The following is a 22,389-nucleotide window of genomic DNA, read 5'->3' as shown; positions in this document are numbered from 1 at the left end:
GGTGATGATCGGCTTCACTGAAGCCGACCTTGCCCGGAACGGATTGTCAAAGGCCCTTGGCTCCGATCCCGTGATCTTTTGCCCGGGCGGACATGACGTCCACGGAGATCCGCGTGAGCTGGTGCTCGACCCTCTCGTGGCTGCGCTGCCGTTTCTCGCCGACACAGTTTCAGGCGTCGCCGTGGCCTCCTATTTTGCCGTTCGCAATCCCGAACACGAAATCGCGGTACGTGACGTCATCCGCGAGCGCACCGGGCTCCCGGTGACCTGTTCGCATGAATTGTCGTCGAAACTCGGCGGCCCGCGTCGGGCGCTGACCACGCTTCTCAACGCCCGGTTGATCTCGATGATCGATCGCCTTGTCGACGCCACCGAGAGCTTTCTGGCAAGACGCGGGATCGTCGCTCCGCTCATGGTCGTGCGCGGCGACGGCGCGCTCATTACCGCAGAATTCGCCCGCGCTCGGCCGATCGAGACCATCCTGTCAGGACCAGCGGCAAGCCTGGTGGGGGCGCGGTACATGACCGGCATCGATGATGCGGTGGTATCCGACATCGGCGGCACCACCACCGACATCGCAGTTCTGGACGGCGGCCGCCTGCGGCTCGATCCGGAAGGCGCCACCGTCGGCGGAATGCGAACCATGGTGGAAGCCGTCGCCATGCGCACCTTTGGCCTTGGTGGGGATTCGGAAGTTTCGCTTCATGAGCAGTCGTTGGCTTCGACGATCGTGCTCGGGCCCCGGCGGCTGGTACCGCTGGCGCTCGCCGCGGTGAAACACGGCGATGCCATATGCCAAGGTCTCAACCGGCAATTGCTCAGTCCCAACACCAGCCGGCTGGACGGCCGCTTCGCATTGCGCACAGGTGTGCCCGAACGTCTAACCGCAGGCCTGACGGTTACCGAGACGCGGCTCTATGCTGACATTTCGGCAATTCCCGCCGCGCTCGACCGGCTGCTCGTATCGACGTCACAGGTCGCGACGCTCAATCGCCTCGTCGCACGTGGCCTGGTGCATATCGTCGGCTTCACGCCATCTGACGCGGCCCATGTGCTCGGCCGGCAAGGGAACTGGGATCCTGTCGCGGCTCGACTGGGCGCCGAATTGTTCTCACGCAAGCGCGACGGCCAGGGGCATCGTGTCGCCAAAGGCGCAGAAGCGTTTTCCGAGATGGTTCTTGCCGCCGTCACCCGGCGTTCTGCCGAAGTAATTCTTGAATCGGTATTTGCCGAGGACGGGCTGGAGGGCGGCGTCTCCGTTGCCAACCCGCTGGTTCAGCGGGCGGTTGGCGGGCGAGGCGGCATGGCGCGGCTGTCGATCGCGCTCGACCGGCCGGTGATCGGCCTCGGGGCGTCGGCTTCGCTGCACTTTGCCGGGCTGCCGCAATTGATCGGCAATGAATGCAGCATTGCCGAACACGCCGATGTCGCAAATGCGTTGGGCGCCGTGGTTGGGCAGGTGCGAATGTCAGCGGAAGCGCGTGTCAGCCAACCGGAGATCGGGCTTTTCCGTCTCAATTCCGGCGAGCGGCTGGACGACTATGACACCGAGGACGAGGCGATGGCCGCAGCCGAAGCCCACATTCGAGTCTTGGCGGCAGGTCTTGCCGAGCGCGCCGGGGCCGATCAGGCTCGGATCGAGATCGCACGCGACATAAGAGCTGCTACAATCGAAGGCGAGCGCAGTTTCGTGGAAGCCATCGTCGTCGCGACAGCCACCGGGCGGCCGCGAATCGCGTCGTGACATGCACGCGTTGTTGTGAGTGAAGCGTTGTCGGGTGACAATGCTCTGACAGTATTTTTTCCTGAGGCGGCGATCGCCTCGTCGAGATCGCGACCTTGCCAATGTTCGTCCGCAGCCGTCCGTTCCGCACCTGCTGGACGATCTCGCTCAACTGGCCACGACCGGACTCGACGACGAAATCGACCGCCAACCCATCTGCGGGCTGCGCCTCGGCTGGTCCGACGACGGTCACCAGCATACCTCCCCCCGGATCAGGGCTGCAGACCGCTTCTGGATGTCGCCACCGATGACGTCGAACACCAGATCGATGCTGCCTATGTCTTATCTCTCACGCGAATTGGTCATCGGTTCGGTGCCTTCCACGACAATATCGGTATTGAATTGCTTTGTGATTTGCACGGCCGCGGTGTGCGCCTGCAGTTACAAGTCTATCGACACCGCTCCCATGGGATGTGTGCAGCAGGCGAGCACATATCCGGCGTCCTTCTCCTGTGCGCTGAGTCCGCCGAAATCAGCCATTTCCACGTCGCCGCTGACCTTCAGCACACGACAGGTCCCACAAATCCCTTGCTGGCAAGCGCTTGGCAGGTACAGACCAACGCTCCGAGCGATTTCGAGCAGGGTCTGTGTCGAACGGCATTGGTGGGTGACACCTGTGCGAGCAAAACGCACGAAAGCGGCCTGGGCTGTTTGCAACACCGGTGCAGGCTTCAGCAGGCCGCCAAAGCTCTCCTCATGATACCGACCAGGATCCAAGCCGATGCTGTTGAGGGCGTTCCGGACTGCGTTCATGTAAGGCTCGGGCCCACAGGCATAAACGGTGCGCTCCCTAATGTCGGGAGCAAACTTCAGCAACATGGACTCACCAACCAATCCAGTTGGACCGGCCCAATTATGCACAGCTTCGGCGCAGACGACATGGACGTGAAAATTGCGATGGTCCCGTGCCAGGTTGTCAAGCTCGTCACCGAAGATGATGTCCTTCGGCGAGCGTGCGCTATGAATGAAGCAGACATCCTTGTCGGAGCCACTGTCGGCGAGCGTGCGCAGCATCGACATCACCGGTGTTATGCCGCTGCCGCCGGAGAGGAAAAGCGGCCGGTCGCTCCGCAGGTCATCCCAGTTGAAGCTGCCGGACGGGCCGTCGATCTCTATTTCGCTTCCCTGTTCGAGATTGTCATGCAGCCAATTGGAAGCGAGGCCGCCGGGGACGCGCTTGACGGTTATCCTGAGGTCTCCCACCCGGGTTGGCGGCGAAGAGATCGAGTAAGTTCGGACGGCCGGAGCGCCGTCGATCACGAGGTTCAGAGTGATAAACTGCCCGGCTTTGAACTGGCCGGCCTGCCCGCGCTTTGGACAAAAGACGAAGGTCTTCACGTCGTGCGTCTCCTGAACGATGCCGCGACAGATCAGCGTGTGACGTCCGCTGACGCGGTCGGATCGGCAGGAGGGAGCGAAAGAAACGAGGGCGTTCATCATCTGGCTCCCATTAAGGGGCCAAGAATGCCAGCAGGCCTACGTTCGATACAGGAGGAACCTCAAGCATCTATGATCGACAATATCGATCAACCTTCCAGCGACATGACCGCAAGATGAAGCGCGCGAATGCCTTTCTTTATGTTTGGCTCATGCCGGCGTCGCGCGAGAATTGCGGTGTAGACGGGCTGATGCAGAGTTGGAGCACCTTCCACAATGTGGGAGGGTTGCTCGGCGGCGAAGCGACGCGCATCGTCGGCGCGCATGTAGCAGGTGCCGCCTGCGCGCCTCAGCATATTGTCGGCCAGCGTTTCGGAGCCCATCGAAAGCCGGCACGCAGTCAGATTTGGCAACGCCTCGGCATGAGCCTTCTCGAGCGCAACGGTGTAACCCGGCCGGATGTAATTGTCCGGGCTTACATCGCTAAGCCGGCGTGCCTTGGTCGAGACCATTGTATATTCCTCGACCATCAGTTGGTCATATGTGATCTCGGGCAGGTAGCGTGGAGCATAAACAACAGCAATATCGAGGTTTCCCAGGCTCAGATCAGATATCATCTGCGGCGAGTAGTCGGATTCGACATGGATCGAGGACCGCGGCAAGACTTGCAGCAGCATTTCCAACCAACCCGGCAGGATCGAGCGAGTCATTCCAACCTGGGCAGCGACCCGAAGGCTGCCTTCGAATCTGTTAAAGGCGCGCACGTCGTGACGGGCCTGGGACCAGGTCGACAGCATTGACCGCGCGTAAACCTCAAACCGCCGCCCTGCCGCGGTCGGCTCGGCACCGGCGCGGCCGCGATGGAAGAGTTCGGACCCCACGGCGGCCTCCAGGTTCTTGACACGAGTGCTGACCGTCGATTGCGTCAGTCCGAGGCGCTCCGCCGACCGGTTGAAGTTTCGCGATTCAATGATGTCGAGAAACGTCTCTATTTGTTCCAACTGCATAGGCGAGCCATCGATTTTTGCGATCGTATCTAGCTGTTCATACGCTTGATCCGTGCACTATCAAAGCGGAAGTTCGGTGCAGAAGCCACGGTCTGTGACGGCCGCATCAAAGGAAGAGGGAAAAGTGTTCATAGTCGATTGCGATTGCCACAACTATTGGTCCAACGCGACGGTGCTGGAGCCCTACCTGTCCGGTGTCTGGAAAGACATGTTCATCGAGGGCGAGAAGACCGGCCCGGTCGGCGCTTTTCCGCACGGCCATCGCCCCTGGTTTCATCCGCAGGATTTCTCCCGCAAGGATGTGCGACCGAAGGTGGAGGCGGACAACTACCTGATCATGAAGGAGAAGCACCTCGATAAATACAATGTCGGAGCGGCAATCCTAACTGGCGACGAGCCCATCGAAGCGTCGACACTGGCAAATCCCTATTACGCTAGCGCGCTGGTAAGCGCCTACAACGACTACCAGATCAATGAATGGCTGCCGAAAGACAGCCGCTTCATGGGCTCCATCATCATCGCACCGCAAGACCCGCGCCTTGCGGCGGCGGAGATCCGGCGCCTCGGCGCGCATCCCCGGATGGCGCAAGTTCTGGCCTCCCAAGGCTCTGTGCGGCCGTATGGCGACCCGGTCTATCACCCGATCTTCGAGGCCTGTGCCGAGGTCAGTTTGCCGTTCGCCATACATCTTGGTGGACATGGCGGCATCAACTGGAACGCTGTCGCGCCAGCGCCCACCACTTTCTTCTGGGAGACCCATGCGATCCTGCACATGTCGGCCATGTCGCATGTGGCAAGCATGATTGCCCATGGCGTTTTTGAGAAATGGCCGGACCTCTACTTCGTGATCATCGAGTGCGGCGTCGCCTGGGTCCCGTCGGTCCTGTGGCGCCTGGATGCCGACTACAAAGCACTGCGAAAAGAGACGCCATGGCTGAAAATGCTGCCGTCGGAATATTGCCGGCGCAACATACGTTTCTCCACCCAACCGCTGGAGCAGCCTTCGAATGTCAACCACCTCTGGGCGATCCTGGAGGCCATGGACGGGGAGAACACGCTGCTGTTTGCGTCCGACTACCCCCATTGGGACTACGATGACGTCAACACTTTGCACATCCCGCCGGAATGGCGCCGCAAGGTGCTCGGCCAGAATGCGCTAGACGTTTACAAGCGCATTCCCCGCCCGCAAGCCGCTGCTGCAGCGTGACGACCTGCTATGGCTGAGAAGACGTATATTTGTCGCGCCGACGAGATCCAGGTCGGAACGCCGTTCATCGCCAAGGTGCGCAGCCTGTCGATCGGCGTGTTCCGGATCGGCGATAGTTTCCATGCGCTGCTGAATGTATGCCCGCATCGAGGGGCCCCCCTTTGTGAGGGGCCGCAATGCGGAACGACTGCTCCCGTCGAGCGAGCCGAATTCATCTATCACCGTGAGAATGAAATCGTTCGCTGTGCCTGGCACGGGTGGGAATTCGACATCAGGTCGGGCGCAGCATTGGTCAACCCGTCCGTTCGCGCGAGGACGTTCCCAGTCTCCGTCGAGGCAGGGAGCATATACGTGACGGCCTGAGCATGGAGACACCCTCTGCCTACAGAGCGGGTATCGGAATCTCAACGACCGCCTTATGCGCTTCATCGTTTTTGCTAATGCGGCACAATTTGGGATGGATTGCCTGCACGTTTCGCTAACTTGACCAATAAGCTGAGAAAAATCAGCGCAACTCAACTGGGGAACGATATGAAAAACCGACTTCTTGCACCATCTCTCGGCGTTCTATTGTTGGCGCCGGTATCGTCGGCGTTCGGTGCAGACGTGACTATGCCGGATCCAAACTATGCTACCGCAACGGCGGTCATGAACGTCATCAAGAACGCGGCCGAACAGGAGCTTGGGCTCGACGTTTCCACCGTCACCACCACCGCAGTCCCAGTCATTTGGGAAGCCATGGATCGCAACAAAGGCGAGGTCGACATCTGGCCAGATGTCTGGCTGCCGAACCAGCAGGGCCTGGTAGACAAATATGTCAAAGGCGCCGGCACGGTGAAACTCGCGCAGAACGGCTACGAAGCCAAGCAAGGCTATTGCGTCACCCAAGTCACGGTCGACAAATATGGCATCAAGGATGTCGCGGATCTCACCAATCCGGACAACGCCAAGATCTTCGACACCAATGGCGACGGCAAGGGCGAAATCTGGATCGGCGCGTCAGGCTGGCAGTCGACAAACATCGAAAAGGTGCGGGCCCGCGACTATGGATTCGCCGATTTCTTCGATCTCCAGGTGACCGACGAAGCGGTGGCCGCGGCATCGCTCGACCGGGCCGCGAAGGCAGACAAGCCATGGGTCGGCTACTGCTACGGCCCACACCAGAATTTCGCCCGCTACAAGCTTGCCTTTCTCACCGAACCGAAACACGACCCAGCTAAGTTCGTGATGCTGCAGCCGAGCGAGGATCCTCAATGGTTCGAAAAATCGAAAGTGTCGTCGGCATATGCTGACACCACCGTGCACATCGCCTATGCTGCTTCGCTGGCCCAGCGGCAACCGGAACTGACCGCCGCCCTGGATCGGATTACTTTCAATCCGGACGACATCAGCAAATGGGCCTATGCAATCATCGTCGACAAAAAGCCGGCAGGCGATGTGGCGAAGGAATGGATCAAAGCCCACCCCGACGACGTGGCGAAGTGGTTCGGTCATTGAAGTCCAGGGCCGGCATTGCAGGCTCTGAACCGGCCTGCACTGTTGCCCGGCCGCTCAAATCCGTGATCGGACGGGAGCGGTAGACGGTGGACACCGCACCGATCATTGCGCCGAGAGGACCCGGCCTGGCGGACTGCGGAGACGCGGCAAGCCACGGTGCCGCCATCATTTTGAAGGGCGTCTGGAAAATCTTTGGCGCCCGCGCGCCAGAGGCGATTGTGGCGGTTTTGCGCGACGGCCTCGACAAGGACGAAGTGGCCAGGCGCTTCGGATGTGTCGTGGGCGTCGCCAACGTCAACATTTCGGTTCGGCCGGGTGAAATCTTCTGCGTCATGGGCCTGTCGGGCAGTGGCAAATCGACATTGATCCGCCATATAAACCGCCTGCTCGAGCCGTCCGCCGGCGAGATTTTCGTCGACGGTGAAAACGTCATGGCCAAGTCGCCCGCTGAGTTGAGGGCATTGCGGTCTCGCAGGATCGCCATGGTGTTCCAGAGCTTCGGTCTGCTTCCGCATCGCACCGTACGCGACAACGTCGCGCTCCCGCTGGAGATCCAAGCCGCGACCAAGCAGCGGAGATTTGACGCGGCCGAGGCGGCACTTGCCAAGGTGAACCTGTCGGGCTGGGGGGATCGCTACTGCCATGAGCTCTCAGGCGGCATGCAGCAGCGCGTCGGCCTCGCCCGCGCTTTGGCTGCCGATCCAGCGATCCTGCTCATGGACGAGCCATTCAGCGCGCTCGATCCCTTGATAAGGCGGCAACTTCAAGACGAGTTCCTGGCCCTCTCGCGCTCGATGGGAAAGACAGTGATCTTCATCACCCATGACCTCGACGAGGCGATCCGGATCGGCGATCGCATCGCGATCATGAAAGATGGCGTCATCGTCCAGACCGACACGCCCGAGGAGATCGTCACATCTCCGAAGCACGACTATGTCGCGAAATTCGTCGCCGACATCTCGCGCCTGAAGGTGATCACCGCCGGGCGCATCATGGAGTCGGTCGAGAGTTTCAAGAGCCGGTCTCATCCGGAATTGGACGTCGAGCGGTTGCGCAGGGTGGATTCTCGAGAATCCCTGGCCGAACTCGTCGAACTCGCGGCACGGGATGCCGCACCGCTTGCTGTGACAGATCCCGGTGGGTCTGTCGTCGGCATCGTCGACAGGCAGATCCTGCTCCACGGTCTGCGAAAGGGCGAAATCCGTGAACGCCCATGATCCTGTCGCTGTGCAATCGATAGAGCACGCCCAACCGGTAGAGGAAGGACTCGTACGAGAATTCGTCCTCCGCAACCCCGATTACTATATCGATGTGTTCGCCCGCATCCGGCGGGCTTCCGGTGCCGTCTGGCCGTTCAACCTGGCGGCCGCGCTGCTTGGACCGGTGTGGGCCGCTGCCCGAGGCATCACACTTCTGTTCTGGCTCATCTTCTTCCTGGAGACGCTTGCGGTGGTTCAGATCGGCATCGGCGCGGCTGGCAACCTCGGCGCCGGGGAGCAAGCACGCGCCGAACGCGTCACCAAGCAGGCACAGGTGCGCGCGGAACAGGCAAAGGCCGCCGAGGCAGCGGGGGCGGACAATGCAGCTGGCCTGAAATCATCAGCGGCCGCTCTGGAGAAAGCTGCCAACACGGCCAGAATGCGGGCCGACGCCGCAAAAGCGAAGGCGCCGGTTGTAATTGGGTCCGGCATTGTCACTTTGCTCTTCGCCAGGTTGATCGCCGGTTTCCTCGCCAACCGGATGCTGGAGCGGCGCTTCGCGCGCTGGCGTTCGAACCCGACGCTTCAGCGCGGGCTCAATCATCCGCTGGCGCTATGCGCCCTTGCCTTCTGCATCGCAGCCTATGGGCTTTCGGTCTATCGCTTCGCCGCGCCGACACCAGCCGTCTGGCTGATTGCCGCGCCCTCGAATCGCGAGTGGCAGGCCGCGTTGTCATCGGGTCTGGACAGCCTGATGGGAGCGGTGTCGCATCTCGGGGAGGGCTTTTTCGGCGGCATCACAGGCGCAATATCGTTGGTGCTCGATGCCTTGGCCTATGGACTGACGGGCATGCCCTGGCCAGTGACAATGGCGATCATTCTAGCCCTGGCCTGGCAACTGGCGGGGCCGCGCGTCGCCATCTTCACCGCGGCTGCGCTCGCCTATCTTGCCGTGCTTGGCTTTTGGGAAAAGAGCCTGGAAACAGTCGCCCTGTTGGGCACATCGGCCATTATCTGCCTCGCGATAGGAATTCCGCTTGGGATATGGTGCGGGCGCCGACCGCGCGTCTATGCCGCCGTGCGGCCGGTGCTCGACTTCATGCAGACCATGCCGGCATTTGTCTATTTGATCCCGGTGATCGCATTGTTCGGCATCGGCAAGCCGCCCGGCGTCATCGCCACGCTGATTTTCGGTACGCCGCCAGTGGTGCGCCTGACTGCGCTCGGTTTGCAGGGTGTCCCGCCGGCCATTAGAGAGGCCGCGCAAGCCTATGGTGCAACAAGATGGTTTCTCCTGACCCGGGTCGATCTCCCGCTAGCGATGCCTTCCATCATGGCCGGCATAAACCAGACCATTTTGATGTGCCTTTCAATGGTGGTCATCGCTTCCCTGATCGGCGCCAAAGGGTTGGGAGAAGATGTCCTCAATGCGCTTCAATACGCAGCTGTCGGGCAGGGACTGCTCGCGGGCTTCGCCATACTTCTCTGCGCCATGATCATCGACCGTATCGTGCAAGGACGAACCAGATAAAGCCGTTTGGGAACGATCTTCTCGTGGAGCTCGGCCGGTCAACATTCCACGAACGGGCCATCAAAGATGCGGTACCGGCTCTAGAAATAAGCCTGGTCCGGCTCGCTGGCCTTGCGGTTGGCGATGAAGGCCTGGAGCGCTTCGTCGATCGCCGGATCGAGCCCCGGATCCTGGTAGTCGTCGAGCAGCCTCTTCCATTGCCGGTTGGCGCGTTGCGCGGCGTCGAGCCGGCCGTCCTCGTTCCATTGCTCGAAGGAATTGTTGTCGCTGCTGGTGGAGCGATAGAAGGCCGAGAGGAAATTGGACTGCGTATGCGCACTGCCCAGGAAATGCGATCCCGGCCCGACCGCTTCGATCGCCTCCATCGCCTGCGCATTGAGCGACAGATCGATGCCTTCGAACAGGCTGGCGACCTTGCCGCAGAGATCGGCGTCGATGACCGTCTTTTCGAAACCGGTGACCAGTCCGCCCTCGAGCCAGCCGGTGGCGTGGTTGATCACGTTGGCGCCGGCAAACATCGACATCAATATGCCCCATGTCGCTTCCTGCTCGGCCTGTGCGTCGGGAAGCTTTGAGGCCGACAGCGAACCGACGGTGTGGAACGGAACGCCGACGCGACGCGCCAACTGCCCGCAGGCGAGCACCATCTTGCCCGCTTCCGGCGTCCCGAAGGTCGGCGCTCCACTCTGCATCGAGATCGTGCTGGCAAAGCTTCCCATCAGGCAGGGCGCGCCGGGGTTGATCAGCTGTACGAGGCTGAGACAGGCGAGCGCCTCGGCCAGCACCTGCGCCAGCGTGCCGGCGACCGTGCACGGGCTCATCGCGCCGGCCAGCGTCCATGGCGTGCAGGCGACCGGCTGGTTGTTGCGGGCGCAGACCTTCAGCGAACCCGACATGTTGGCGTCGAGCACCAGCGGCGCATTGGTGTTGGAGACGTTGTAGAGCACAGCGTTGTTGGCGACGAACTCCTCGCCGAAGACGATCTTGGCCATGTCAACCGCGTCCTGTGCTCGCCTCGAACCGATGAACGCGCCCATGAAGGCACGGTCCGAATGGCGGATGTGGGTGTAGAGCATGTCGAGATGACGCTTGTTGGCCGGCAGGTCGACAGGCTCGCAAACGACGCCGCCCGAATGATGCAGATGCGGGATCATCTGATGGATCTTCACCAGATCGCGGAAGTCCGCGATCGTGGCGTAGCGCCGTCCGCGATCGAGATCGTGGACGAAGGGCGGCCCCCACGACGGACACAGCACGGTGTTGTCGCCGCCGATCACCACCGTGTTGGCCGGGTTGCGGGCGTGCTGCTTGAATTGCGAAGGCGCGGTGGCGCGGATGATCGTGCGGCACATGCCGGGCTCGAAGCGAACCCTGGTGCCCTGCACGTCGGCGCCTGCATCGCGAAAGATGTCGAGGATCTCGGGATCGTCATGGAACTCCATGCCGACCTCCTTGAGCAGCCGGTCGGCATTCGCCTCGATCAAGCTCAGGCCTTCCTCGTCGAGGATATTGAACGTGCCGATCCGCCGGCTGATGTAGGGACGCCGCGGCGCCTGCTGGGCCAGGCGCTGGCCTTGCCTTCCCGCTCGGCCCCCGCTTCGTGGCGCTGGAGCGTCGATCATCGCGTCCTTGTCCATTTTCGTCTCCGTGATCAGGCAGGCATGAAGGCGGCCGGCGCATCGGCCTGAAGGCCGCGCAGCCGCAGATTGTCCGGATCGTAAGGCGCTTTCTTCAGCTCCCGTGCCGTCAGTTCCCTGCTGAGGATCGAGACGGTCAGGCCTTCAGCCGCAACACCGGGTCGTAGATAGGCGAGCGCAACGGTCTTGCCGGTGCGGAAGCCGTGGCTGCCGGAGGTAACGACCCCGACCGGGCGCCCCGCCTGCATCACGGCGTGGGCGTAGAACGGCAGCCTCTCGCCGTCGTCATCGATCTCGAGCAGCAGCATGGACCAGGCGCTTTCGCCGATGCGCTCCAGCATCGCCTCACGGCCGACGAACGTCCGGTTGTCAGTCTTGACCAGCGCACCCAGCCCAGCCTCCAGCGGCGTACGTTCGGTGGTCAGGTCGGCGCCCCAAGCACGATAACCTTTTTCCAACCGCATCGCGTTGAGCGCGTAGATGCCGAACGGACGCAGGTCGAACTGCGTTCCGACCTTGGTGATCGCTTCGTAGAGCTTGCCGAACTGCGCCAACTGAACGTGCAGTTCCCATCCGAGCTCACCGGCATAAGAGACCCGGAGCGCTGCCGTCTTGATGCCGGCCACGCGGATGATCTGCGCGGAAAGCCAGGGGAATGCAGCATTCGATAGATCGGCTTCGCAGATCTTTCCCAAGAGGTCACGGGCACGCGGCCCCATCACGCCGAGCACGCCGCGCCTCTCGGTGACGTTGTCGATCGTCACACCTGGAAAGGCTGCGGCGCGTGAGCGTAGCAGACCTTCGTCATGTCGCTCCGCAAGTGCTGCGCTGGTCAAGTAGAACCCATCGTCGCCGAGTCGGGTCACGGTAAATTCCGACGCCACGCCGCCCTTTGCCGTCAGCGCGTGAATGAGCCCGATGCGGCCGTGACGTTCCGGTGGTCGGTTGGCGCCGAGCGAAGCCATGAAGGCGCTGGCGCCTGGTCCGCCGATCTCGAATTTGGAGAAGGCCGAAAGGTCGATGGCGCCGACGCTGGCCTGCACGTCACGGCACTCGCCGCGCACCGCGTCGAACCAGCCGGGCTTGCGGAAGGTCAGTGGCGGGTCACGGTCGGCGCCGTTGGCAGCGAACCAGTTCGGCCGCTCCCAGCCATAGGCGGCGCCCAGCACTGCCCCCTGGCTTCTCTGAAGTTCGAGCGCCGGCGTCGTGCGGCGCGGGCGGCCGGCCTCGCGTTCCTCGTTGGGATAGTGGATGCCGAATTGCAGGCCGAACCCTTCCACCGCCTTGTCGATGCGATAGTCGCGGTCGGCATAATTGCCGAAGCGGCGTGGGTCGATGGCAAGCGCATCCATTGGCGGTGATCCGTCGACGATCCAGTCGGCGAGAAAGCGACCGGCGCCGCCGCCTTCCATCACGCCCATGCTTGAGCCGGTGAGCAGCCAGGCATTGCCGAGGCCGAATGCCGGACCGACCAGCGGATTGGCATCCGGCGTGAAGGTGATCGGCCCGTTGACCACCGTCTTGATGCCGGCATTGGCGAGTGCCGGGACACGCTCCATCGCCAGCGCGATGATGTGCTCGACCCGATCCAGGTCGGGCGGCAGCAAGTCCATGCCGAATTCTGGTGGCACGCCATCGACCGCCCAGGGGTGAGCCGACTTTTCATAGGGGCCGACGATAAAGCCGTCGCGCTCCTGGCGCAGATACCAGCTTTCTTCCGGATCGCGGATGATCGGCAGTTCCTTGGCGCCGGCGGCGATCCGGTCGGCAATCTCGGGGACGGTATCGGTCACGACATATTGGTGCAGCATCGGCACCACGGGCAGGTCGAGCCCCATCATGGCGCCAATCTCGCGGCACCATGTGCCGGCCGCGTTCACCACATGCTCCGCGACAATGTCACCCTGTTGTGTGCGGACCAGCCACTCGCCCGATGGCTTGCGCTCGATTGCCAGGACCGGATTGTGGCGCACGATCTCGGCGCCGCGCGAGCGCGCGCCGCTGGCCATTGCGTTGGTCGCCAGCGTCGGATCGACATGACCGTCATTGGGCTCGTAGATCGCGCCGATGATGCCGTCGGTATGGCAGAGCGGATAGATCTGCTTGAGCTCATCGGGACTGAGAATGTGGAAGTCATGGCCGACGAACCGGCCAAGCCCCTGCACATGGCGGAATTCGTCAATGCGCTCCGGCGAGCGCGTAATGCGCAATGCGCCGCTTGGGTGGAAACCTGTCGGCAACCCGGTCTCGGCGGTCAGGATTTCGCGATAGAGCCGCACCGAATGCGCGCGCATCTCCATGATCGTCGCATTGTGGGCGAAATGCGTGCAGAGCCCGGCGGCGTGCCAGGTCGAGCCTGCTGTCAGCTCCTGCCTCTCGACGAGCATGACATCGCTCCAGCCGCGCTTGGCCAGGTGATAGAGCAGCGACACGCCCATGGCGCCGCCGCCGATAACGACCACGCGGGCCTGTTGTCTCATGAATTTTCCTCCGCGCTTACGCGCATGCGCGATCCGGTTGGGTCATAGGGTGGCTTGTCGAGTGGGCGCAGCCTGTAGCGCGCACCGGCCACCGCGATCTGGTAGTCGCAGGCAAGCAGCTGCGTTTTCGTCTCGCCTGGATCACAGGCAACGTAGCCCAGGCAAAGGCTGAGCCCCGTGCGAACGCCGAGGCCACCTGACGTCGTCAACCCGGCAAGTTTGCCGTCGCGATAGATCGGTTCGTCATGCAGCAGAAGCGGATTGTCGCCGTCGACGGCGAAATGCATGAGCCGGCGCTTCAGGCCATCGGCCTTCTGCTTCAGCAGGGCATCGCGGCCGATGAAATCATCCCTCTTCCAGGACACCGCGAAGGACAGGCCCGCCTCCAGCGGCGTGTCCTTCGGCCCGATATCATGGCCCCAATGGCGATAGCCCTTTTCCAACCGGCAGCCATCCAGCGCGTAGTGGCCACAAAAGGTCAGGCCATGGGCGCCGCCCGCTGAGACGATCATGGCAAGCAGGCTCTCGGCGTGTTCGACCGGCACATAAAGCTCGAAGCCGAGCTCGCCGACAAAGCTGACTCGGGTCGCCCGCACATTCGCGGTGCCGATGTCGATGCGGCGCGAAGTCGAGAACGGGAAGGCTGCGTCCGAAAGATCGACGTCAGTCAGGCTCTGCAGCAGCGCCCGCGAATTCGGCCCCATGACCCCGAGAACGGCCTCCGCGGACGTGGCGTCGAAGACCGAGACGTTGAGACCAAGATCCTCAGCATGGCGCGCGATCCAGGCAAAATCTTTCTGTCTGGTCGCGGCACCTGAAATAACCCGGAAGCCGTGCTCGTCGACTCGCGTGACCGTCACATCGGCCTCGATGCCGCCGCGTGCGTTGAGCATCTGCGCATAGACGGCGCGGCCTTCGGGCCTGTCGACGTCCCCCGCGCACAGGCTTTGCATCAGCTGGATCGCGTCGCGTCCACGCACATCGATCTTGGTGAAGGGCGAAAGCTCGAACAGGCCAACGCCTTGCGCCATTCGCTCGGCTTCGGCCTTGGCCGGGCTCCACCATTTCTGAGCGCCGACGGAATAGCCGCGCGTCTCCGTGCCGCCGAACCAGAGCGGTCGCTCCCAGCCGGTCGGCGCGCCGAACACAGCACCCGCTTCGGCGAACGTACGGTGAAAGGCGGAACGCCGCACCTCGCGCCCGGCGGCGGCCTGCTTGTAAGGCCAATGCATGCGGAAGAGGTCGGCAACCGCTTCCTCCATCCTGGCGCCGACGAAAGAGCGCGCCGCGGCGGCGCGGTCGAAGCGGGCGATGTCAAGCGCCCACAGATCGAGGCTGGGCTCGCCGTCGACGATCCATTCGGCCATGGCCTTGCCGGCGCCGGCCGACGACATCATGCCTGTCGAGTTGAAGCCGGCGGCGACATAGAAGCCGCGCAGATAGGGCGACTCGCCCATCAGCGGCCGCGTGTCGGGGGTAAAACTCTCCGGGCCATTCATGAAGTGCCTGATGCCGGTCTGCGACAGCGCCGGCAGGAGTTTCAGCCCGGCCGACATGAAAGGCTCGAACTGCTCCCAATCCTCGGGCAGTTCGAGGAATGGCCTGTCGCCAACCGGTCCGCGAACGTCGAAGAGCTTGGCGTTCGGCTCGAAGCCGCCCAGCACCAGCTTGCCCGAATCACCCTTGATGTAGATGCCTTCGTCGAGGTCGCGCAGGATGGGAAACGGATCCTGCAGGCCGGCGATCGGCTCCGTCACGACATACATGTGCTCGACGGCCTGCAGCGGCACAGGAACGCCGGCGAGCGCGCCGATATCGCGCGCCCAGGCGCCGGCACAGTTGACGACGGTCTCGCAATCGATGGTGGCGCCGGAGGCCAGCTTGACGCCAGCGACCCGGCCGTTGCGGGTCACGATGCCCGAACAGGCTAACCCCTCGAGGATGCGGATACCGGCGGCGCGGGCCCGTTTTGCATAGGCCGCACAGATATCAACTGGATTGGCCTGGCCGTCTTCCTCGACCCGCAGCGCGCCCTCGACGCCATCGGTGACGATGCCGCGCACGTGCTCGGCCACGCCCGCCTGATCGACAATCTCAACGGTGAGGCCGCAGACATCGCCCAAATGCGCGATGCGCTTCAGTTCGTCCATGCGCTCCGCACGTCGCGCCAGCCACAGGCCGCCGGTGCGGCGGTAGCCGGACGCCTGGCCCGTCACTTTCTCGAGGCGTGGAAACAGCTCGGTCGCATATTGCGCCAGCCTTGTCAGGTTGAGGCTGGCGCGTAACGGACCGACGATTCCGGCGGCGTGCCAGGATGTGCCGCTGGTCAGTTGGTGGCGCTCCAGAAGGACGACATCGCTCACGCCCAGTTCGGCAAGGTGATAAGCTATGCCGAGGCCAATGACACCGCCGCCAATGATCACGATGCGTGTGCTGCCATTCACCTTGTGGGATACCTTCGCTGGATTGGAACAGCGCGATCTTTTCCCGCTAAACCACTTGCGCTCAACCCAAATTCGCAACATTAGGAAAACTTATGATGCTTCACGGGCGGAGTTGCGGGTGAAGAGCGGCAGTTTCGATTTCAACCTTTTCCGATCGATCGAGGTTTTCGTCGCCATCGTCGAGACCAGGCACGTCACCCAGGCGGCACAGATGCTGGGCATGACGCAATCGGCCGCTTCGCAGCATCTGAAGAACCTGGAAAGCGCGCTCGGCGTCAGCCTGATCGATCGCAATTTGCGGCCGATCGAGCTCACCAAAGCCGGCATCGCGCTGCATCGCCGCGCCGTTGCCATACTGGCCGAGGTCGAGGGCCTGCGCACCGACGCGCGGCGCGTCAATGCAGCACCGCTGCCGCTGTTGCGCATCGCGCTTCTGGCGTCGATCGCGACAACGCTGGCGCCGGCGCTTTCGGTCCTTGCCCGCAAGGGTTTCGGCATTCCCGAGCTCAGCCTGTTCGCGGGTTTGGCGACCGACCACGTCGCCTTGCTGCGGGCCCGCCGCGCCGACCTCGCCGTCACCTCCGGCGAGCTGTTCGAGATTGAGGGACTGACACGTTATCCTGTGATGACCGAAAAATTCCTGCTGGTGACGCCAAAGGGTTTTGCCGGCGATGTCGGTGACATCGTCAAGCTCTCCAAGAAGCTCGCCTTCGTGCGCTTCTCGCGCGAGACGCCGGTTGGCCTGCGCGTCGACCAGCATCTGAGCCGCCTGCGCATCGAGATCCCGCGTGCTATGGAAGGTGACCGCTCCAGCGTGGTGATGGCGCCGGTCGCGGCCGGCATGGGCTTTGCGATCCTGACGCCGACCCTGCTCATCGACGGGCTGGCGGAGGGTATGGAGATTGACGTCCATCCCTTGCCGTTCACCGGGCTGTCGCGCAACATCCTTCTGGTCGCGCGCGAGCGGGAGCTCGGAAACCTCCCCGAGGCTTTCGCCACGCGTACCGCGGAAGTGCTGACCAACGCGATCAGCACCCGCCTGCCTGGCCTTCCCGCCGACTGCTATGCCGTCGATCGCCCCTCGTCGCATGACTAATCAACTCCATCAGTTATCCTGATAAGGAGGTTTGGCGGTGTGCGCGCCGCGCATTCCGTGTTTTCAATCCAGGAGTTCGCAACACGGGAGACACGGCATGAACGCTCCGCACGTCCATTCCAACCTGGACATCGACTGGTCGACCGAGGCCATCGTCGATCGGCGGAACCGCTTCTATTCGGCCACGCAGCGCAAGTTCGTACCTTACAAGGACCCGCTGATCCTCAAGCGCGGCAAGGGCCAGTATGTCTGGGACGAGAAGGATCGTAAATACATCGACCTGCTCGGCATGAATCTTTGCATCTCGGTCGGCCACGCGCATCCGCAGGTGGTCAAGGCGGCCACCGAGCAACTGGCGGAACTGACGCATTGCACGACGATGTTCTACCACCCGGTTCCGGCTCAGTACGCGGAGGAACTGGTGGCAACGATGCCGGCCGGTCACGATTGGGTCGTACATTTCACCAACAGCGGGGCCGAAGCGATCGATCTTGCGCTGCTGATGGCGCGCTCGCATACCGGCAACATCGACATGCTGGCGCTTGCCTCGAGCTATCACGGCGCCACTTTCGGCGCGCAGTCGGTGACCGGGATAGCGGGTTTTCGCCATCCCGTGCCCCAGCTTGGCGGGGTCACTTTCGTGGCCGAGCCCAACCAGTATCGCGGCATTCATGGCGAAGGCTTGCAGCCCTATCTCGACGAGGTCGAGCGCGCCATAGCGAGTTCAACCAGCGGCGGGCTGGCCGGCATGATTATCGAGCCGGTGCAGGGCTATGGCGGCATCGTGCCGATGCCGCCGGGCTACATTGCCGGCGCTGTCGAGCGTGTCCGCGCGGCCGGCGGTCTCTGTATCATTGATGAAGTGCAATCCGGTGTCGCCCGAACCGGCGATGCCTTCTGGGCGTTTGAATCCCATGGCATTGTGCCCGATATCGTCGTCATCGCCAAAGGTGTGGGCAACGGCATCCCGCTCGGCGCGGTCATCGCCAAGCGAGATGTCGCTGAATCCATGGCCGATAAATTTCTGTTCCACACCTATGGCGCCAATCCGGTGGCATGCGCGGCCGGCCGAGCCGTGCTAAAGGTCATAAAAGAGGAACGACTCCAGGAGAACGCCCGGGATGTTGGCGCGGTGCTCAAGGGTCGCCTTAACGACATGAAGGAGCGCTTTCCAATCATCGGCGATATCAGGGGCCGTGGGCTTATGCTTGCGATCGAACTCGTCAAGGACGGCGCGACGAAAGAGCCGGCGCCGGAGGAGACGCTCGCCATTTTCGAGGAAACGCGCCGCAACGGGCTCGTCGCCAGCCGCTCGGGACCGTACCGCAATGTCATCCGCATGTGTCCGCCGCTTTGCTTAGCAATGTCCGATATCGAGGATGTCGTCGACCGCTTCGAAAAAAGCTTTGCGGCATTCAGCGGTCAATAACGGTTCCTGTGCTCGGAGGGGCACAAACCTTTGGCGGCTGAGCAGCAGAGAGAATCATTCGGAAAGGACCGGGCCCGCCCAAACCGGCTCTGTCGACGTGCGGAGGCTGAGCTGTCAGAAACATGCTTGTTGGATTGAGGTCAGTTATCCTCTGGGAGCCATCCAGTCTTTGCTCGGTCATAGCAAGATCGTGAACACGGTCCGCTATCTGGGAGTCGATGTAGAAGATGCTCTCGAACTTGCCGAGGCAACTGAGGTGTGATCAAGAGCGGCTCCACTTCACGAGTGGAGCCGTGAACAATTTGCGCGTGCATCTCGGCCATTTGGTGAACGCTGCCAGTGGCTGAAAGCTGGCATTCGACGCATGCAGAGAAGGCTTTCTGCTCATCGTTCGTCATGTGATAGGGTGATTTCAATTCGATAGGAAGATCATCCTTATGGCTGCGTCGCCGCTCGTGAGGTCCCGCCGTAGCCGGTGAACAGACATGCACGCTTTCAACTATCCCAGCTGGAACAGGATCGTCTTCGACCGCAGCCGTGGCACGCCGTTGAACGAGCAACTTTTCGAGCAGTTGCGCCGCTGGATACGGGATGGCATCGTGGCGCCAGGAGCGCGCCTGCCGCCAAGCCGCGTCATGGCCGAGGAACTCGGGCTCTCGCGCAACACCGTTGTCCTCGCCTATGAGCGACTTGCCACGGAGGGATATGTCGCACGTCGGATCGGCGCCGGCACCTTCGTCGAAACCATGCTGCCGGAAGACAATCACCCCCGAGCCGAGACGGCGGTCATACCGGTGTCAGGTCCAAATGCGCTCCCGGCACCCTCGCGCCGCGGCCAGGCGCTGCTCGACATGAACCTGCCAGCCGAACGCATCGAGACCTACGATCTCAGCGCCGGCGTGCCGGCGCTGAACGAGTTCCCCTATGACGAGTTCGCTCAGATCGCTAGCCGCCGCTGGCGCGAGCACGCCAGCGCCCACACCGGCTATGACTATTCGCGCGGCGCGCCACTGCTGGCCACCCGCATCGCGGGCTATCTGGCGGAGGCTAAAGCGATCAACTGTCGTCCCGAACAGATCATCGTCATCGGCAATACGCTGCAAGCGGCCGCTCTCGCGTCTCATGTTCTGCTCGACCGCGGCGACACCGTTCTGGTCGAGGATCCTTGCCACATGCCCGAGATCGCCACGCTGGAAGCCTTCGGCCTTGTCACCGTTCCCGCCCCGCTCGACAGGCAAGGCTTCGATACAGAAGCCGCCGGCGTGATGGTCCGAGAGGCGCGTATGGCCGTTGTCTCCCCGACCGAGCAATGGCCGTTCGGCTGCACGATGACGGCGGATCGCCGGCAAAAGCTGCTTGATTGGGCGGCGGACCGGCCCGGCTGGATATTCGAGGATGATTCCAATAGCGAGATCCGCTGGTCGGGCGAAGCGCAGACGACGCTCTACGCGCGCGATCCGCGGCGGGTCATCTATGCCGGCTCGTTCAACCGCATGCTGGCGCCCGGCCTGCGGCTCGCCTATTTGATCGCGCCGATGCCGCTGGTCGAGGCGTTCGCCCTCGCCCAGCGTATTTTCTCCTTCTACGCACCGCTACCGGACCAGGCGCTGGTCGCCGACTTCATGGACCAGGGGCGACTCGCCTCGCACCTTCGGCGTATGCGCACCATCTACCGCGATCGCGCCGCCTGCCTGACACAATGCCTGCGCGCAAAGCTGCGAGACGGCTTCGACGTTCCCGACGTTCACGCCGGCCTGCACCTGACCGTCCACGCACGCGAACCGTTTGACGACGTGGCCGTATCGCGAACACTGCTCCAGAAGGGGCTGGACTGCCCACCACTCTCGCGCTACGCACGCCGGGAAACCAAGCCGAAGGGTCTTGTGCTGGGCTTCGGCAACACGTCGGTCCGCCGCATCCCGCGTTGCGTCGACATCCTCGCGCAGACTATCCTCGAACACGGTTGACGACGCATTCACAGCCCACGGGACTGGAATTGGTCCGCTGCCCGTCGGCGAAATTGGCTCTTTGGGCAGCCGCGCTTCCGGGACAATCTCCGTGTCCAGCCGATCGGGAGGCAAGGGCACCAAGTGGACATGGACCAAAACACCGTTCTGCGGGCAAATAACATCCGTAAGAGCTTCGGCGCTCTGGAAGTCTTGAAAGGCGTCGACCTGGTCGCCCATGCCCATGACGTGATCACCATGATCGGCGCCAGCGGGTCGGGCAAGAGCACCTTCCTGCGCTGCATGAATCTTCTGGAAATTCCCGACGCCGGCACGATCGCGGTGGAAGGCGAGGAATTGACGCTGGATCGCAGTTCGGGGCGCGCGAAGCTGAATGCGCGCCAGATCAATCGCATCCGCAGCCGCATCGGCATGGTCTTCCAGAGCTTCAATCTGTGGAGCCAGCGCACCGTGCTCGACAACGTGATGCTTGCACCGATGAAGGTGCTCGGCCTGTCCAAACAGGAGGCCCGGCAGCGAGCCGGGGCCTATCTCGCCAAGGTCGGGCTGTTCGAGAAGCGCGACCACTACCCCGCGCATATTTCCGGCGGCCAGCAGCAGCGCGTCGGCATCGCCCGCGCGCTGGCGATGGAGCCGAAGCTGATGCTGTTCGACGAGCCGACCTCCGCGCTCGACCCGGAACTGGTCGGCGAGGTGCTCTCGGTCATGCGCACGCTCGCCGAAGAAGGACGCACGATGATCGTCGTCACCCATGAAATAGGTTTCGCGCGCGAGATCTCGCGCGAGGTGCTCTTTCTCCACCAGGGCATGGTGGAGGAGCGCGGCCCGCCGGGACAGGTTCTCGGCGATCCGCAATCGGCGCGCTGCCGGGCCTTCCTGCAGCGCGTTCTTTGAACAGGACAAACAACAGGGGAACATGATGAAAAAACTTGTCTTGATGCTTGCGGCCGGCCTCGCCGCCTTCGCCACGCAGGTCTCGGCGCGCGACCTGCGCGTCGGCAGTGAATGCACATACCCGCCGTTCAACTACAAGGACGCGAACGGCGAGTTGCGCGGCTTCGACATCGATGTCGCGAAGGAAGTTGTCAAGCGCCTCGGCGCCGACGCCTCCTTTGTCTGCATGCCTTTCGATTCGCTTATTCCGGGCCTTGTCGCCGGCAAGTTCGATCTTCTCGCCGCGTCGATGTCGATCACCGACGAGCGCAAGAAGAGCATCGACTTTTCGATCCCGTACCGCTCCTCCACCGCCCGGTTCGTCGGTCCGGACGGAAGCGATGCCAAGCCGCTGACGAACGACGGCAAGCCCAACCCCGATGGTCTCAAGGGCAAGACCATCGGGATCGAGCGTGCCTCAACTTACGAGAACTACATGCGAGACGACTTTCCTGAGGCCACGATCCAGCTCTACGACACGGCCGACAACATGCTGCTCGACCTGACCTCGAAGCGGACCGATCTCGTCTTCGCCGGCCCGATCAAGCTCGCCAACGACTTCCTCAACAAGGACCGAGGCAAGGGTTACAAATTCATCGGTCCGGAGATCAAGGACGTGAAGTATTTCGGGCCAGGCGTGGGCATCGGCATGCGCAAGGACGATGCCGGCCTTCGCGACGAGCTCGACAAGGCGATGAAGGCCATGATCGACGACGGCACGTTCAAGACCATCAACGACAAGTACTGGTCGTTCAGCGTGCTGCCGGCATCGAACTAGGCCGAGCCGTACGGTTCATCGCCG

General features: G+C 62.6%; 16 protein-coding genes and 2 pseudogenes. 12 read left to right on the top strand and 6 right to left on the bottom strand.

Features of this window, described 5'->3' with window-relative positions:
* A partial coding sequence (locus FJ986_RS13125; RefSeq protein ID WP_140674467.1) for a hydantoinase/oxoprolinase family protein occupies positions 1-1,744 on the top strand: 1,744 nt, incomplete at its 5' end.
* A gap of 68 nt (positions 1,745-1,812) precedes the next feature.
* Here the strand turns inward: FJ986_RS13125 and FJ986_RS30800 are convergent.
* The 3 genes and pseudogenes from FJ986_RS30800 to FJ986_RS13110 all read right to left on the bottom strand — a co-directional run.
* Positions 1,813-2,065 (bottom strand): annotated as a pseudogene (locus tag FJ986_RS30800) (zinc-binding dehydrogenase); the annotation flags it as partial.
* A 99-nt stretch (positions 2,066-2,164) separates the two neighbouring features.
* Complete coding sequence (locus tag FJ986_RS13115; RefSeq protein ID WP_181181878.1) at positions 2,165-3,220, bottom strand: hybrid-cluster NAD(P)-dependent oxidoreductase; 1,056 nt, start codon at positions 3,218-3,220, stop codon at positions 2,165-2,167.
* An 89-nt stretch (positions 3,221-3,309) separates the two neighbouring features.
* Positions 3,310-4,167 carry a LysR family transcriptional regulator gene (locus FJ986_RS13110; RefSeq protein WP_140559947.1) on the bottom strand — a complete coding sequence of 286 codons (858 nt, stop codon included), beginning with the start codon at positions 4,165-4,167 and terminating at the stop codon, positions 3,310-3,312.
* A 124-nt stretch (positions 4,168-4,291) separates the two neighbouring features.
* Between FJ986_RS13110 and FJ986_RS13105 the strand changes: the two genes are divergently transcribed.
* From FJ986_RS13105 to FJ986_RS13085, 5 genes are all read left to right on the top strand, one after another.
* Positions 4,292-5,374: an amidohydrolase family protein gene (locus tag FJ986_RS13105; RefSeq protein ID WP_140674463.1), complete on the top strand. Its 1,083-nt coding sequence runs from the start codon at positions 4,292-4,294 to the stop codon at positions 5,372-5,374.
* A 9-nt stretch (positions 5,375-5,383) separates the two neighbouring features.
* Positions 5,384-5,737 carry a Rieske (2Fe-2S) protein gene (locus tag FJ986_RS13100; protein ID WP_140500687.1) on the top strand — a complete coding sequence of 118 codons (354 nt, stop codon included), beginning with the start codon at positions 5,384-5,386 and terminating at the stop codon, positions 5,735-5,737.
* A 120-nt stretch (positions 5,738-5,857) separates the two neighbouring features.
* The gene (locus FJ986_RS13095; protein WP_140517491.1) at positions 5,858-6,871 is read left to right on the top strand and encodes a glycine betaine ABC transporter substrate-binding protein; all 1,014 of its coding nucleotides are present in this window, start codon (positions 5,858-5,860) and stop codon (positions 6,869-6,871) included.
* 164 nt (positions 6,872-7,035) lie between these two features.
* The gene (locus FJ986_RS13090) at positions 7,036-8,088 is read left to right on the top strand and encodes a betaine/proline/choline family ABC transporter ATP-binding protein (RefSeq protein WP_181181882.1); all 1,053 of its coding nucleotides are present in this window, start codon (positions 7,036-7,038) and stop codon (positions 8,086-8,088) included.
* Entirely contained in the window at positions 8,075-9,601 is a 1,527-nt protein-coding gene (locus FJ986_RS13085; RefSeq protein ID WP_210241334.1) for an ABC transporter permease subunit, read from the top strand. Before FJ986_RS13090 ends, FJ986_RS13085 begins: the two co-directional genes overlap by 14 nt.
* Before the next feature lie 80 nt (positions 9,602-9,681).
* Here the strand turns inward: FJ986_RS13085 and FJ986_RS13080 are convergent, their stop codons facing one another.
* The 3 genes from FJ986_RS13080 to FJ986_RS13070 are packed head-to-tail and all read right to left on the bottom strand — an operon-like array spanning position 9,682 to position 16,162.
* Positions 9,682-11,238: a trimethylamine methyltransferase family protein gene (locus tag FJ986_RS13080; RefSeq protein ID WP_224684688.1), complete on the bottom strand. Its 1,557-nt coding sequence runs from the start codon at positions 11,236-11,238 to the stop codon at positions 9,682-9,684.
* A gap of 14 nt (positions 11,239-11,252) precedes the next feature.
* Positions 11,253-13,718: an FAD-dependent oxidoreductase gene (locus tag FJ986_RS13075; RefSeq protein WP_140674461.1), complete on the bottom strand. Its 2,466-nt coding sequence runs from the start codon at positions 13,716-13,718 to the stop codon at positions 11,253-11,255.
* Positions 13,715-16,162 carry an FAD-dependent oxidoreductase gene (locus FJ986_RS13070; RefSeq protein ID WP_210241333.1) on the bottom strand — a complete coding sequence of 816 codons (2,448 nt, stop codon included), beginning with the start codon at positions 16,160-16,162 and terminating at the stop codon, positions 13,715-13,717. Before FJ986_RS13070 ends, FJ986_RS13075 begins: the two co-directional genes overlap by 4 nt.
* A gap of 118 nt (positions 16,163-16,280) precedes the next feature.
* On the opposite strand from FJ986_RS13070, the gene FJ986_RS13065 reads away from it, so the two are divergent.
* The 6 genes and pseudogenes from FJ986_RS13065 to FJ986_RS13045 all read left to right on the top strand — a co-directional run bounded on the left by FJ986_RS13065 (position 16,281) and on the right by FJ986_RS13045 (position 22,365).
* Positions 16,281-17,258, top strand: a complete 978-nt coding sequence (locus FJ986_RS13065; RefSeq protein WP_140500683.1) for a LysR family transcriptional regulator — start codon at positions 16,281-16,283, stop codon at positions 17,256-17,258.
* A 97-nt stretch (positions 17,259-17,355) separates the two neighbouring features.
* The gene (locus FJ986_RS13060) at positions 17,356-18,687 is read left to right on the top strand and encodes an aspartate aminotransferase family protein (protein ID WP_140500682.1); all 1,332 of its coding nucleotides are present in this window, start codon (positions 17,356-17,358) and stop codon (positions 18,685-18,687) included.
* 151 nt (positions 18,688-18,838) lie between these two features.
* A pseudogene (locus tag FJ986_RS30795) lies at positions 18,839-18,949 on the top strand (integrase); the annotation flags it as partial.
* Positions 18,950-19,172: 223 nt separating this feature from the next.
* The gene (locus FJ986_RS13055) at positions 19,173-20,654 is read left to right on the top strand and encodes a PLP-dependent aminotransferase family protein (protein WP_140674456.1); all 1,482 of its coding nucleotides are present in this window, start codon (positions 19,173-19,175) and stop codon (positions 20,652-20,654) included.
* A 129-nt stretch (positions 20,655-20,783) separates the two neighbouring features.
* Entirely contained in the window at positions 20,784-21,548 is a 765-nt protein-coding gene (locus FJ986_RS13050; RefSeq protein ID WP_140500680.1) for an ATP-binding cassette domain-containing protein, read from the top strand.
* 25 nt (positions 21,549-21,573) lie between these two features.
* Positions 21,574-22,365 (top strand): transporter substrate-binding domain-containing protein, encoded by a 792-nt coding sequence (locus FJ986_RS13045; RefSeq protein ID WP_181181877.1) that lies wholly within the window; start codon positions 21,574-21,576, stop codon positions 22,363-22,365.
* Positions 22,366-22,389: the final 24 nt, after the last annotated feature.

This window comes from Mesorhizobium sp. B1-1-1, from assembly GCF_006442955.1.
In the GTDB taxonomy this organism is placed as follows: Bacteria; Pseudomonadota; Alphaproteobacteria; order Rhizobiales; family Rhizobiaceae; genus Mesorhizobium.
The sequence above is the reverse complement of the archived record's forward strand: the minus strand, read 5'-3'. Positions and strand labels throughout refer to the sequence as shown.